Source organism: Coxiella endosymbiont of Ornithodoros amblus, from assembly GCF_019425495.1.
Taxonomy (GTDB): domain Bacteria; phylum Pseudomonadota; class Gammaproteobacteria; order Coxiellales; family Coxiellaceae; genus Coxiella.
The window spans coordinates 1-14,631 of the sequence record NZ_VFIV01000031.1 but is presented as its reverse complement, the minus strand read 5'-3'; the positions used below and the strand labels follow the sequence as shown (position 1 = coordinate 14,631).

Genomic DNA, 14,631 nt, shown 5'->3' with positions numbered 1-14,631 from the left:
TATCTTTCATCACCTGCTCTTTATTTAAAATAGAAATTCTGTGTTGGCGCATTATAACGCCCCCTTTAAAGAGCGCACTTTTCATTGGGTTGTTTGTTGAAAATCTATACATAATCGTATCTTCTTGTTACAAAAAATCAAGTTAATTTTTTGTTAGGCAGCTTCCTAGCTTCCGCATCAAAATGGAGCCTTTCTCGATCTACTTCGTCCTGAAGTGCTAATCGAACAAATTTTTCTTCCAAGTAACCCAGTCTCTTTTTGCTAATTTCGCCGCTTTTTTAAACTCAAGCCTCTGCGATTATGTTCAAGGTCAGAAAGATATTGGCACAATAGCCTCAGCCGTTTTGCAAAAGCAGCTTGGATCTCTTCTTCACATTCGCGAATAGGCCACAACAAGTTACCCAACGTTAATTTTTTGCTTGAGATTTTTCTAATAAAGCAAGACTTTTTTCAGACGACTTAATATTCATTTACCTCCACGATTTTAGCTATATGTACAAGACTACTGGTATCAATTAAGATAAATACCCGATACGCTTTATTCAATCTGATTGAACGTTAGCCTTGCCTTTTTCCTTTTAAGGACAAATATAAGCGGGCAAAGGAAGCTGTCTTTCTGCGTGCTTGGAATAGCTCATAAGTTTTTATTTCCTTCACCCCCTCAAACGTACCCCTTGTAAGTAGTACGCCAAGTAATTCAGTCCGCCAATGGCTCCTTGAAAATTAGAACACGGACTGCTAAATTTTAAGGATACGAAGAACTGCATATCTTCCTAGAATCTAAGCCCGATTTAGAACTGCTAAGATAGTCGCTATACTCAGACCGAGACAATGTGGCAAGACTACCTTAGCTCGCCACTACTTTAAAAGTCTGCGAAACAGCTTCCCACGTTCCTACTTAGCTAAAAATGAAAAAGAAAGTTTTCGCTGGTGACTTGATTATATAAGGACGTTTTTAGAACAAGATATCCCTAATTTAGCCACTATTCCCGTTGAAAATTTATGTCGATTTTGCATGATGCTAGCCCATTATCATGGCCAATTATTTAATGCTTCCAAAATTGGAAACTCATTAAATCTTTCTTATCCTTATCATACCGCCCAGTATTATTTAAACATTTTGACGGGCACCTTTATCGTGAGGCAATTGGTGCCCTGACACGCCAATATTGGAAAGCGACAGGTAAAACCAAAAAAGCTTTATTTTCGAAATTCTGTGGCTTTGCATGCACTAATGCACACCCACTGATCGGTCTATCTTATTTAGTTAATCTAATCCTAAAATTGGCGCCTCCTGGGGAGGATTTGCATTGGAGTCAGTGATTCGCCATCTTCAACATCATTTATCCGGGCGATAAAAAATTTAGATTGATAAAAGATTTATTTACCTTGGATTAAAAGATTTTTTAACTTGATGTATTATCTATTGCTCTAACGAATTAACGCTCCTTTCTATTCAACCTTTTCTAACAAATTGAAGCTTTCTTGTAAGGTGGGTTGAGCGGGAAGGGGAAGTTTGAAGTGTCGATACGTTAGTTTGGTGGCGATACGCCCGCGCGGGGTGCGAAGGATAAAACCTTCCTGAATTAAATAGGGTTCGATGACATCTTCAATGGTGCCGCGCTCCTCACTAATAGCGGCTGCAAGACTTTCAATACCTGCAGGTCCGCCCTGAAATTTTTTAATGATAATCTCTAATAATTTTCGATCCATAACGTCCAAACCGCGGATATCCACATTCAATAAATCCAACGCTTTTTTGGCGATTGATTTATTAATCATTCCGTTTGCTCGCACTTCAGCGAAATCACGAACGCGGCGAAGAAGACGATTGGCGATACGCGGTGTACCGCGAGATCGGTTGGCAATTTCACCCGCACCGTTTTCATCAATAACGACATTCAAAATATGCGCGGCTCGTTTGATGATGTGAGTAAGATCTGGAATACGATAAAACTCTAATCGTTGCACAATCCCAAACCGATCGCGCAAAGGCGATGTTAATAAGCCGGCGCGAGTGGTAGCGCCAACTAAGGTAAACGGCGACAAATCCAATTTAATTGAACGCGCAGAGGGGCCTTCGCCGATAATAATGTCTAACTTAAAATCTTCAAGCGCCGGATAGAGCACTTCTTCAATGGCGGGATTTAGACGATGAATTTCATCAATAAATAAAACATCATACGGCTCTAAATTCGTCAGCAATGCCGCTAAATCACCGGCTTTTTCCAGTACGGGCCCCGACGTTTGTTTCAATCCCGCATGCATTTCGTGCGCAATAATGTGGGCTAACGTCGTTTTACCCAATCCAGGAGGCCCGAAAATTAATACATGGTCCAAAGCTTCACGGCGGTTGGTCGCTGCACGAATAAAAATATCCATTTGCTCACGAACCGCCGCTTGCCCAATATAATCAGAAAGCCGTTTTGGGCGGATGGAGCCTTCAAGGTCCGGTTCGTTGGACTGCACTGTAGCATCAATGAGACGGGTTTCTGTTTTTTCATCCATTTGAAAACTCCTCAGTGGATTATGGAGAGCCGAGTCGTGATTTCATTCGTAATATTTTAACATCATTTCTCGAAGGGACCACCAGATCCGGCATCCGTAAACCTGGACCTTAATTGCTATTTCGGGAAGAGGGGTCCTTTTGTTTTTCTTCTAGTTCTGTAGCCCTGATATAGAAAAAATGAGCTGGAATTAGAAGAATTTCTTTCAGAAGGCGAAAGTGAAGAGACCTCTGTATCGCATCGTCTAGGCGTACGTATACCTCAAGGAACTCTGTTCGTTCTTCTAATTTGTGAATCTACTCATGAGCTGCATAAACAAGGTGTTGTTCAGAACTTTTATGCTTGAGAGGTGCAGACTCTTTTTCTTCCTTTCCATTTTTGGCCGGTTGCTGGGTAATTTCGGGTTCAATCGCCCCCTCATTTGAAATGACCCCCTTAAGTAATTCAGACAATTTTTTAACATGGCAACTTTTTCCTCGCCAGTGGTTTCCGATAAAATTGTATTTTTTAATTTTTGAGTATCAAAAAAGGGCGTAATAGCATTGAGTAGAAGCATCATTTTCATCCGCTTCCAGTCTAATTCTATTATTGGAGCGTTCTTGGTCTTTGCTTTTTGCCTCGACAGGTGGAGAATTTCTGATGAGAGGAAGCCTCTTGGAGTACTTCATTGTACCGTTGCGTTAATTGATCGAAGTAGAAAGGAGATTTGTTGTATACGGCTGTATAGCTCTCATAAAGTTGTTGTTGTAATTCAAGGGAAATTTTATTATTTGTTTATTGTTGAATGATTCGGCGAAGGTTTTTGCTTTGGATTTTTGGTATGGTCCTCTTGCCTTAAATTCGGTCCATAGTGACCATCATTGAAAGAAGCAAGTTTTCTTTGTTTTGGATTCTTTTCAAAGCCCCAATTCTGAGAAAAAGGAAATGGGGCATATTACTCTCTGTCTCAGACAGCTTAAGTCCCTCCGGGAATTGCATTCTCCAGTTTCGTGAAAATTTTAAGTTGCTAATAGGCATATTTTTTTACTCTTACGTTATTTTAAATATTCTCTATTGTATCCAGCTGACCTTAAAGTTTTACTAGCAGTAGCTTCGTGAAACTTGTCGTTGGATAAAACTAAGTGCCTAACACCATTTGTTTTAACGCCAACCGAATCAACGTTTCCGTTGAAAGGTCGGATTTTTGGATTGCGTCGACGGCGCGTTTGGCTTCTTGGGGTTTGTATCCGAGGGCCATTAAGGCGCTGATAGCGTCCTGGGTCGGTTGGGTATTGGATGAGCGTGGTCCTTCTTGTGAAGGCATATCGTTGGTGTGCCAGCGGTTTAATCCGTCTTTTGTTTCGATGACTAAGCGTTCGGCGGTTTTTCGTCCCACGCCGGGGATGCGTACGAGTTGGTCAATGTTTTGATTCAGAACACAGTGGACAAATTCGTCTGCTCCGATGCCTGATAAAATCGCTAAAGCCAGTTTCGGCCCAACTCCGTTCACTTTGATCAGGGTGCGAAAAAGTCGCCGCTCGTGGTCGTTATGAAAGCCATACAGCGTGTGGGCATCTTCGCGAACAATAAAATGAGTATAAAGTAGAATTTCTTCTTTGGGCTCCGGTAAGTTGTAAAAAGCTGACAAAGGAGCCGTGATTTCGTAACCGACGCCGGCGACTTCTAATAGCAAATAAGGGGGTTGTTTTTTTACAATGACTCCCCGCAAATGGCCGATCATGTTGGTGTTCCTTTGGCTTGCATTAATTTTTCGGACAGACGACTACTGGTTGCATGACATAACGCAACCGCTAAGGCGTCCGCGGCGTCTGCCAGTGGTTCTTTTTCCAATTGTAACAGTAAGTGGACCATGTGTTGAACTTGGGCTTTGGTAGCGGCGCCGTAACCGACGACCGCTTGTTTAATTTGGCAAGCGCTGTATTCGGCGACTGGCAAAGCGCAAGCCGCTGTTGCGACGAGGGCAGCGCCGCGTGCTTGTCCGAGTTTTAAAGCGGATTGGTGATTGCGAAAGGTGAACACTTGTTCGATAGCGGCTTCGTGGGGGCGGTGGATTAGAATGAGGTCGCGTAATTCTCGTTCGATTTGATGGAGGCGGAAATTCAAGGAATCATTGTCGGTTTTGATCTGACCAAGGGCAATGCAACCTTGCTTTGAGCCTTGTGACCAGATGATACCGTAGCCAGTTATCCGAGACCCGGGGTCAATGCCAATTATGATTCGTCTTGGGTTGTTCATTTTTTGTAGCCCCAGGGCTGTCCAAGTTTCATGGGGGATATGACGTAGTCAGACCGTTAGCTCCCTTCCCACGAGGTGTCTTCTAAAGATTAAGCCATAAGCGAACAGCGTGATTGATTAACTCCATTTCAAACTTTGCTAAAGAACCAATTTTCTCGCGAATTTTTGTTTTTTTAGATAGCTGACATCTTGTCAATCATAATTTGCGATAGTTTTTTATTCCATTTTGTTTATTAGGCTCAAGCGTAATGCGAAATAAGGAAGCGTCGATGCAAGCAGAAGTAATGGGGCAAATAACCACACTCCCATGAGTTGGATTAAACAGATCAGATTGAACAATAAGTGCTAGTCGGGGTTTCCCATAGTCTTTAATTAACCACACAAATAACAATATTGTCTCGCTTCATTAATCTTCTCAATCACGTAAATCGAGATTATTTTCCCAATCTCGTTCTTCATTGGTGCAACCTTAGCTCGTCATAATAGACTGTCGTCGTGTCTCTTTAACCAAAAACGATGCTCAACCTTACCAAGATAATCTTGCAAAGCTTGGACAATAATCCAATTTCTACCTCTATGAAGCACTGAAGCCGCTCGGTCAAGTTGATCTTTTTAACTCAAGCGGCAGTCGAATACTGGTGGTCATTGATCTTGCCATATATTAAAATTCCTCGATTGCAATACAGAGTATTGCAAATACGTCGCGAGTCCTCAACCCAAATCCGCGTTAGAATAAACATTTTGAACGTCGTCTAAATCTTCTAACATCTCGGTCAAGCGTAGCATTCGTTCGGCATTATCTTTATCCAATTTCACTTCCATTGAAGCAAGCAGGGTAATTTCAGCATGAGCAGGTGAGAGATCGGCAGCTTTCATCACTTGATGTACAGCGTCGAAATTTTCTGGTGTTGTGGTGACATCGATGCTGCCATCATCATTGGCCGTGACATCTTCGGCGCCCGTATCCAATGCAACCTCCATGATTTTTTCCTCATCGCTGTTGGGCAGGAAAGTGATCAGACCACGTTGTTTGAAAAGATAAGCGACAGAACCTTCTGTGCTTAAATTGCCACCGCATTTGCTAAACGCATTACGCACGTCGGACACGGTGCGGTTCTTGTTATCAGTTAAACAGTCCACCATCACGGCCACGCCACCAGGTCCATAAGCTTCGTAGCGGACTTCCACTAAATTATCGCCAGCCCCACTGCCCGCACCGCGTTTAATCGCGCGTGTAATGGTGTCTTTTGGCATGTTGGCGGCGAAAGCTTTGTCGACGGCAGAGCGTAGACGCGGGTTGGAATCGATATCCTCTCCGCCAAGGCGCGTCGCTACGGTAATTTCACGAATTAATCTGGTGAACACTTTCCCACGCTTGGCATCTTGACGTGCTTTAGTGTGTTTAATGTTTGCCCATTTGCTGTGTCCGGCCATTGTGGTACCTATTTTTTTATTTCCGATGCTTACTTACCTTCAATCCCAACATCTTCAACTTGAGAGTTTCAACCTGCGCGGGTGCATTGGTTAAGGGGCATTGTGCTCTTTGTGTTTTTGGGAAAGCAATCACATCACGGATGGAAGAAGCGCTAGTCATAATGGCGACTAGCCGATCCAGTCCAAAGGCAATACCGCCGAGCGGTGGACTGCCAAATTGCAGCGCCGTTAACAAGTGGCCAAATTGCGCTTCAGCCATTTCTTTTGAAATGCCGAGTACCTTCAAGACAGCGTATTGCATACCAATATCATTAATACGAATCGACCCGCCGCCAATTTCACTGCCGTTTAATACCATGTCATAAGCGCGAGACAAAGCATCCCCTGGGTTGGCTATTACTTTTTCAGGGTCGGTCTCTTGCAAAGCGGTAAAGGGATGATGCAGCGCCCGCCAATCACCAACATTTTCGCGGTCAAACATCGGGAAATCTACTACCCATACCGGTTTCCACTGCCCTTCATACAAATTAAGATCGGCACAGAGACGCTCACGGAGCGCTCCAAACGATTCGTTGACAATTTTTGCTCTATCGGCCCCAAAAAATAAAATATCGCCACTTTGCGCTTTCGTGCATTTGAGTATTTCAGCTATCACGTTTTCGGGTAAGAATTTTAAAATCGGCGAATGCAATCCCTCCATGCCATTATCAGTATTTTCGACCTTAATGTAAGCAAGGCCTTTCGCGCCATAAATTCCAACAAATTGAGTATAATCGTTGATCGCCTTTCGGCTTAATGCAGCGCCCTTCGGAAACCGCAGAACCGCAATGCGGCCATGCGGATTATTAGCGGGTTCTTTGAAGACTTTAAATTCAACCGACTTCATTAAATCAGTGACGTCCACTAACGTTAGTGGGTTGCGAAGGTCGGGGCGGTCAGTACCATAAGTTTTTATTGCTTCGGCATAAGTGATTCGAGGAAACGGGTCGGATAATTGCACATTTAAAAAAGTGGAAAACAAATGACGGATCATGGTTTCTATTAATTGTTGAATATCTTTCTCTTCGATAAAAGACATTTCTAAGTCGAGTTGAGTAAATTCAGGCTGACGATCAGCGCGTAAATCTTCATCGCGAAAACAGCGCACAATTTGATAATAACGGTCAAAACCAGCTACCATGAGGATTTCTTTAAAAATTTGCGGCGATTGCGGTAAAGCAAAAAATTGGCCAGGATGAGTGCGGCTGGGAACCAAATAATCGCGTGCGCCTTCGGGCGTGGACTTCGTTAACATGGGCGTTTCAATATCGAGGAACCCGCGCTCGTCTAAAAAGCGACGTATTTCACGAATTATATAAGATCTCATTTTAAGACGCTGAGCTACCCCCGGACGCCGCAAATCCAAATAACGAAACTTGAGACGCACTTCTTCGCTAACTTCTTGATATTCATCGATGTTGAAAGGCAATGGTTTCGATTTATTTAGAAGCGTAATATCAGAGGCCGCTATTTCTACCTCACCTGAGGGGATATGAGGATTGACGGTCCCGTCGGGACGCTTGCGTACCTTCCCAGTCACTTTAATAACGTATTCATTTCGCAAGCTTTCGGCAACCTTAAAAACAGTCGACTCCGTTGGATTACAGACGACTTGAACCAAATTTTCCCTATCACGTAAGTCAATGAAAATTAAATCGCCATGGTCTCGCCGTCGGTGGACCCAACCACAGATCGTAATGGTTTGACCAATTAATGAAGAATCGACTTTATCAGCGTAATGTGTGCGCATACCGTTCTCGATGAGTGAGGAATAGCTTTGAATAGTAACGAGAGTTTTTGAGCGGATCAAGGGAGGGGTTTTTTCTGGGGTATCAGATTCCGTTAATAATTCGGCAATATACTTTTAATCTTTAGTAATTCAATAGTAGAAAAAAGAGAAATAAACGAGTAGAGATTCTCGAGAAATGGACGAGATATAAATAAGATTTTTTCTTTCCTTTTAGAATGGAGACGGGAAAGTTAGAAAAATGTGAAGGGGAGAAGTTTAAAACATTTGCTAAGCTTAAAAGTGTCGAAATATGTTTTGAATTTGTTTGCTGTTTAAGTAACGTTTACATCGATTTTCCTGGTCGATTGCCGATTGAAGTGATTATCCCGCAGTATCTTGATTTTTTTTAGGAATTTTTATTCGGCGCCTGAAGAAAAGAATCAGGAAGAAAAAACGATGGTTGGACTGAAAGGACTCTTAGCTACTAAAAAAATTCAAACCATGATGGAGTATTCGATAGATTTTGTTAAGGATGGAAAATCGGATAAAACTCCTATTCCTCTTCCAGGACTTATTTTGATGAATCTGAAAGAGGAGGAAATAAAAAATATTATTGATCGAATCAATAATAAATATCCGATAATTTTAGATTCCATGGTGTTCAATTCTGTTGTTTCGTCGGGCAACTGTTATTCTTATCCGCTCATTTTGCTTTCCTGACTTCGAGAGTGCGGGGATTAACGGATGAAAATATTAAACAGCGGCCGCAGCTTGATCCAGAATATATTTTATCTCTAATGTTAAATTATTTAACTTCCGATATGAATTTATCTGGAAATACCCATTAATAGGGACAGTACGTCTAGAAATATTCCTTTTCTGAAAAGATGATTCGAAAAGTAGCCCATCGAATCAAAGAGTGTCCCCTTAAAAATGAAAAATTGAAAAATTATAGCGTATGATTGGATTTATCGGGATGGGTAAAAACCTAAATTTGCCTCTGATTTTTAATGAAAAAAATGAGAACATTTATTTAGCGCTTTTATTTAACTCTTTAGGAAATTTATACCGTGACAAAATAGATCGAAAGAAACAGGTGTCTGAAAATATAATAAATAACGCAAATAGAGATGGTCACTTATGGAAAAGGTATAGTTTTCTTCTTGAGGAAATTAAGGGGATGATGAAAGCTTTGCTTGGATTTATCGAAGAAAATTGGGCAGAACTCGAAAAAATAACTGTAGATGACGGCGATTGCCAAAAACTTACTTTACCCTATCTACACCTCTTATTGCTCTGGCCTCTTTTTTCTGAAAAGCCAAGACCGGTGGTTTAAAAAATTATCAGAGCGTTTTTTAAAACGCACTTTTATGTGGAAGATCAAATATTTTTTCCTATCTTCTGTCAATATGTTTTAAATGCGTCCGAGCGGAGAATTTATACAGAAAGCTTAGCGAAATTTTTAGATTTTATTTTTATTTTACTGGGAGCAGACGAAAATAAATTTCCTATGATTTTATTATAAAAACAGTGTGAATTTTTATCAATTGTGGCGAGACTAACATCGCGCGACATCTTTTTTAGATTGTTATAAAACGATTCTACGCTGCTCAATGAAAATCGTCTAACCTTGATGAAAAAGGAGAGTTAGGTAGTCAAAAATTTTATTACAACCAGCATGAGCATTTTTACAATCATTGTGTTGAAATGGCTTTTAGAGAAGGGCCTCCTCGAACTGCCATTTTGGAGGTGATTAAACAGGGAGGCCGTCTTCGGATATGACCGCAGCTTGGTTAACTACCGATGGACTTAATCAAAATCTGAAATTTATGTAATGGCTCGGCGATCGGATCCAGATTTCCAGACGCCGAAACGAAAAAAATGGCTGTTAGAATTATTTAATAAAATTACCAAAATTAAGTTAAATAAGGAAGACAGAATTCAGGGGAAAGATTCTGAGGGATTCCATCTTTTTATAGACAAGGCATCGCAAACAATATTCACACAAATCAGTAAAATTCAAGGGGTAAGCATGTTCTCTAATGATTTGTACCCCTATTTCGACCCTAAGCAAAAGCGAATTTGGATTTATTCTAACGAGAATAACTTAGCGAAACCGAAGAAAAAATCCAACTTGTGCCTGAAACCATTCAGGAATCTGAGAAAATAGTTGAATGTCAACCTAACCCGCTATCCGTTTTTACTATTATTACAAGTCCTACGCTACTAGTGCCTAAAATTAAAAAAGGTCTAAGGAAAAATTCATCAAAAAGACTCTCTAAAAAAGCACAGAGTCGTATGGCATGGGAGAAGGTTCAGAAACGAAAGCAAGAAGAAAAAGCTAAATCCAATCCAAAAGAATATGAAAGGCAAGGAGATGATAGCTCGGAGGATGAAAATCCCCGCGCACAATAATCGCGCATAGGGGTTGATCATACTGCCGACAATCAAGGTAATGGTTGCAACGATGAAAATGAAAATAAGTATAAACACTTTAAACCAGTACGGTTTAACCAGACGGAAAGAAGCGATCAATCCGACTCACGGGGTATGGTTTTTATCAACGATCAAAGGGATGGTGAGAATAGTAAACACATACACAAAAATCACTACAATACTTCCGAGAATATTAACCACACCCTATAACAACCTACAGCGGTCGCAATAGGCCGCAAGCGGATGATATAATTCACAATAGTGGCGAGAAAAGTGATCAGTAGCATTTCCCAGCATTACCGGGAGGGTTTTACGAAAATGCTGATGCCGCTGCTCTGCGAGGACTGGCCGCTTCGCCCCGGGATCGGCTAATGGCTGTCATCACCACCCCGGTAAAGAAGGGAGCAATCACAATGCTGTTAATCAGCGGCATAAAAAATAATTACAATGAACGGAGAGCATTTCTGGATCAATCTGGAACAAACGAATGATTATTTGAGTAATTAAAAAAGATGATGCCGATGAAAATAGCAATGACCCAAATCGACCATTTGCTTCCACTGACTAAACCCAAGATCTCGTAAAGGAGATCACTAATGGCAACGCGATGATTAGATTGAGGTGAGCTTTCCATGATACTTCCCCCCCCCTTTTTTTTGATAGGCCAATTCTTGGTAATGACTTTATTGTAGCAAATAGGACTGCATCATTTCTGCCACTATAGTTTTCATCGCGAAGAAGGGGCTTCGTTAAAAAGCAGGGAGATAAGACCGAATTTGGCTTTCCGGAAGATATTCACTATTTGATTTTTCTTTATTTTTTCTAGTCTCTTCGTTTTCGCCGGTAGTGATACCATATCCAGCGAAGGCTGAAAAAAGAGTTAGCATCCCAACAATAGATAAAAAACAATTGTCGAAAGCATCAATCTGAACCTCCTTTATACAATCCAAAGAACATGAATAATTAAATCGGTATTAAAACCTCCTAATGATAACATGACGATCACGATCGGATGTCGTGTCTGTCCAGTGGCTAATGAAGCCACCTACAACGCTTTCTGTGATTAAATTAACCCTTAATTTTCTAGAATCTTTTTTTAAACAGGCTCGATATAAATGATAGAGTACTTTTCTCATTGCTCGATGATAGGCTGTTTTCATTTCAAGGTAATACAGGGTTTAGAAAAAGCTAGAGCACGGCGATTTAGTTGTTGGGGTTACTACCCCCAAGCGAGATGATCATCCTGAAGGCTTCTTCAATCGTGACCGGGAGGTCAATGACATTTTTCGGGGTGATCACAAGAAAACCTGAGGTCGGATTAGGGGTGGAGAGCACAAATACCGCTAAGGTGTCATCTTCGAAGGGGAGGCCTTGGAAATTATTGGAAGTCACAAAAGCAATACTTCAAAGTCCTTTGCGAGGATATTCAATAAGAACAACCTTACGAAACGATTGTCCTTGGGGTTGAACAAAAAAGGCATGGGTAACTTGTTTAACAGTGGTATAGATGCTACGCACAAGCGGGATACGAGCGAGGATGCGTTCCCAGCAACCGATAGGTAATGGCCACAAAATTGGTAACCAAAAGACCGGTCAGAAAAATAATGATTATTGTGAAAACCAATCTCGGCCGAGTATTTTATGACCAAACAGTTGTTCGGGTCGATAGTGATACGGCAGCAGTCTCAGCGTCCCATCGAGAAGATCAACAAGAAAACGAATAACAATAAACGTTACCCAAATCGGCAGCCAAACGAGCAAACCAGCGATAAGGTAACGCTGGATAAAATATCTACATTTAGTTTTCATTCGCTTTCTTGGTCTTTCGTGGTGACTTCTTTTTTTTATTTCCCTTACTTTTTTCAGGCTTCGAAGCCGTCTCGGGTTTCGGTTTATTACCTTTATCATGAAAATCGGTTAAATACCATCCGGCGCCCTGCAATTTGAAACCAGCCGGAGAGATGAGACGCTTTAAGGCAGGTTCACGACAGGTCGGTCAGTCAGTCGCTGGCGACTCATTAATTTTTTGAATAGCCTCCGTTTGTTCGCCGCATTTTTCTCATTGATATTCGTAAATTGGCATTAGACTAATCCTCTATGGATAAAAAGAGAAATCTCATTTTAGTCATTTTTAACGACGATGCTAGCATGAACCCACCTCTTTTTCATATGGTTACCTACAAGTCCAGCGATTTGCATTTTAAATTTCGTGATCCCCGCCGCGTAGGCGGGAGTCCAGGTTCACTTTTAGCGCCCAGCGCACGCGTAGTGCGCTGGTCTGCAGCTGCGTGAGCGACAGATTGGATAAGTCTAAACCGTAAGATAATTAAGTAAGATAATTAACGCCTCTTCATTAAAAACGGCCCCCTCTTCTGAGAGTCACGAGAGGACAGGCACGAAAAATAGAAAGAGGTAAATACCTATTTGATTGACCGTCTCTGCCGTTTTAGTGAGGAAGTCTTTAGCTTGCCTGTGAAGCCCCACTCCAAATAGCTCAAGACTGGCCCCAACGGCAAAAATGGCTCAACGGTTGTAAGGATAGCATTAGGACTCTGCTGGGTGACGTGCTCGACAAAAGATAACATGGAAATAAAAATAGACAGCCCTTGTTGGCAACCTTCGAGCGTATTGGCAGCAATAATGGCTACCAATAGCTTAAAATGCTGCTGAGTAGGGCTCCTTGAGTCTGATGAGAGATTCTCAAGGCGAGATGTGTGGTTAGTTTCTTGATTTTGATCTCATCTACATAGCCATTGAAAAAATGGGTGACCCTTTCGCGAAAACCACTGGCTACATTCTGATTTCGTAAATAACAATCAATGTCTGTGACTATTTGCGTGAAGACTAGGGTGACGGTGGACGAAGACCCGTTAAAGAATAAGTCACCGGCAGTTTTCAGCCACTTAAAAGAGGGGGTTGAGTGCATTAAAGTCATGTTTACAGGCTGTTGAAATTCGGTAGGTTATTTTTATTTGATCGATACACCTTTTTGCAAAAAGAAAAACATAGAAGCGGTGTGAGTACAAAATGCCAGCAAACTATGCGGAGTTGTCAAGCAGATCTTTAGTATTTCACAAGTCTATGATTTTCCAAGCTTTACTCGCAAATAAAATTCCGCCCACCATTTTTCTCCCCTTTTGAATTTACGTTCCCAGGTAATTGAGAGTTTAAAAAGAGCAATAGTGATGGTGAAAACCTGCATAGGCATAGGAATATAATGAGGTAAGGCCATGTCTTCTTCCCCGCCAATAAATTGTTGCAGAACATGATTCACCGATAAAACGTAGCTCATAAAAAGTAAATAGCTTATAGGTATCTGAAAGTTATTGCCATTGGCTACCCCCGAGCATACCTTCCATGTGGGAATGAATGTCGATGAATAGTCGATGAATACATGAGTGAGATTTGTATTTTCTGGTTGTTTTTTCCAAAAATAGATTCGTTGTTGTTGCATTGGAAGATCATTATTACAAGTCTCTAACTCATCTTGAGTTATAAATGCAAGCGTATGGTTAGGGTATTCCTTAATTAAGGGTTTTTAAAGTTTCACGTAACTCATTAATATCCGTGATTTCTTTTTTAAAATCTTCTTTTAATTAATCATCATTAAAATAAAACTAAATTTCTTTGCTTTGATTAACTTCTTCTTGCAATTTAATTTCAAAGTTAAAAATATAGACGTAATCCCTAAGAAATTGGTTAATTCTTGGGTGGAGACTGTGATTTTCCTTCGTGACGTGAGGAGATATGGTTGAAATAAAAGAACCTGTTGTACCGAGCCCGAACATTGAAATGGCAATGCCTTTAATAACCGGATTCTCTAATTCAATTAATTTGAAAAATTTTATAAGGAAAAATATGTTACTAAAAAGCGATTGGATTAAAGAATCGGTCAGGAATAGTTTCCTTAAAAAAACTGTAAAAGTGATTAAGAATGGTAGAACCCTTATAACGCTCGATGAGAGGAGTAGTTTCAGTAAGTTCTAATCCCGGAATAGGCGACAAAATTTCTGAATCGCTGTTTCTATCAGAAGACATAAGATACCTCTTTTATTTTTGGTTTCGGCGCCATTATAAAGATTTATTATTAAGAAATTATTAAAATAAATAATTACTGCTTCACACTCTCCATACACGAAGGAAAGCGATGAGTTTGTTTCCTGAGCAGGTGGAATTAATGGAAAGGCTTGTTTTAATTGAAGCAATTGATTATTGGGTTGAAAATAATTTCCCTTACATTTTCTAAGCCGT

Annotated in this window: 11 protein-coding genes and 5 pseudogenes; 3 read left to right on the top strand and 13 right to left on the bottom strand. The window is 40.9% G+C overall.

From position 1 onward, the window contains the following. Positions 1-943: 943 nt before the first annotated feature. Positions 944-1,159, top strand: a complete 216-nt coding sequence (locus tag FIV31_RS08545) for a DUF4143 domain-containing protein (protein ID WP_425278271.1) — start codon at positions 944-946, stop codon at positions 1,157-1,159. 293 nt (positions 1,160-1,452) lie between these two features. Here FIV31_RS08545 and ruvB read toward each other — a convergent pair whose 3' ends face one another. From ruvB to aspS, 7 genes are all read right to left on the bottom strand, one after another. Next, positions 1,453-2,508: a Holliday junction branch migration DNA helicase RuvB gene (gene ruvB / locus FIV31_RS05005; RefSeq protein WP_280124023.1), complete on the bottom strand. Its 1,056-nt coding sequence runs from the start codon at positions 2,506-2,508 to the stop codon at positions 1,453-1,455. 295 nt (positions 2,509-2,803) lie between these two features. Continuing rightward, positions 2,804-2,959: a hypothetical protein gene (locus FIV31_RS05000; RefSeq protein ID WP_280124022.1), complete on the bottom strand. Its 156-nt coding sequence runs from the start codon at positions 2,957-2,959 to the stop codon at positions 2,804-2,806. A gap of 665 nt (positions 2,960-3,624) precedes the next feature. Then, positions 3,625-4,227 (bottom strand): Holliday junction branch migration protein RuvA, encoded by a 603-nt coding sequence (ruvA, locus tag FIV31_RS04995; RefSeq protein WP_280124021.1) that lies wholly within the window; start codon positions 4,225-4,227, stop codon positions 3,625-3,627. After that, on the bottom strand, positions 4,224-4,742 hold the full coding sequence (ruvC, locus tag FIV31_RS04990) for a crossover junction endodeoxyribonuclease RuvC (RefSeq protein ID WP_280124020.1): 519 nt from the start codon (positions 4,740-4,742) through the stop codon (positions 4,224-4,226). The genes ruvA and ruvC overlap by 4 nt, the downstream gene beginning before the upstream one ends. Before the next feature lie 196 nt (positions 4,743-4,938). Beyond that, a complete protein-coding gene (locus FIV31_RS04985; protein WP_280124024.1) occupies positions 4,939-5,124 on the bottom strand; it encodes a type II toxin-antitoxin system PemK/MazF family toxin in 186 nt (61 codons plus the stop codon). A gap of 329 nt (positions 5,125-5,453) precedes the next feature. Next, positions 5,454-6,176 carry a YebC/PmpR family DNA-binding transcriptional regulator gene (locus FIV31_RS04980; protein ID WP_280124019.1) on the bottom strand — a complete coding sequence of 241 codons (723 nt, stop codon included), beginning with the start codon at positions 6,174-6,176 and terminating at the stop codon, positions 5,454-5,456. Between the two features lie 16 nt (positions 6,177-6,192). After that, positions 6,193-8,025, bottom strand: a complete 1,833-nt coding sequence (gene aspS, locus FIV31_RS04975) for an aspartate--tRNA ligase (RefSeq protein WP_280124018.1) — start codon at positions 8,023-8,025, stop codon at positions 6,193-6,195. A 375-nt stretch (positions 8,026-8,400) separates the two neighbouring features. Here aspS and FIV31_RS04970 point away from each other — a divergent pair, with 375 nt between their 5' ends. Together FIV31_RS04970 and FIV31_RS04965 are read left to right on the top strand one after the other, a co-directional pair. After that, positions 8,401-8,664, top strand: coding sequence for a hypothetical protein (locus tag FIV31_RS04970; RefSeq protein WP_280124017.1), 264 nt, complete (start codon positions 8,401-8,403; stop codon positions 8,662-8,664). Between the two features lie 238 nt (positions 8,665-8,902). Beyond that, complete coding sequence (locus FIV31_RS04965; RefSeq protein ID WP_280124016.1) at positions 8,903-9,280, top strand: hypothetical protein; 378 nt, start codon at positions 8,903-8,905, stop codon at positions 9,278-9,280. Between the two features lie 929 nt (positions 9,281-10,209). On the opposite strand, the pseudogene FIV31_RS04960 reads toward FIV31_RS04965, so the two are convergent. From FIV31_RS04960 to FIV31_RS04935, 6 genes and pseudogenes are all read right to left on the bottom strand, one after another. Continuing rightward, positions 10,210-11,014 (bottom strand): annotated as a pseudogene (locus FIV31_RS04960) (hypothetical protein). Positions 11,015-11,129: 115 nt separating this feature from the next. Then, positions 11,130-11,236: pseudogene (locus FIV31_RS04955) on the bottom strand (hypothetical protein). A gap of 118 nt (positions 11,237-11,354) precedes the next feature. After that, positions 11,355-11,540, bottom strand: a complete 186-nt coding sequence (locus FIV31_RS04950; RefSeq protein ID WP_280124015.1) for a hypothetical protein — start codon at positions 11,538-11,540, stop codon at positions 11,355-11,357. Positions 11,541-11,558: 18 nt separating this feature from the next. After that, positions 11,559-12,189, bottom strand: a pseudogene (locus FIV31_RS04945) (DUF502 domain-containing protein). Then, positions 12,186-12,412 (bottom strand): annotated as a pseudogene (locus FIV31_RS04940) (FmdB family zinc ribbon protein). The pseudogenes FIV31_RS04945 and FIV31_RS04940 overlap by 4 nt, the downstream one beginning before the upstream one ends. 377 nt (positions 12,413-12,789) lie before the next feature. Continuing rightward, positions 12,790-14,418: pseudogene (locus tag FIV31_RS04935) on the bottom strand (Dot/Icm T4SS effector CoxCC11); the annotation flags it as partial. Positions 14,419-14,631: the final 213 nt, after the last annotated feature.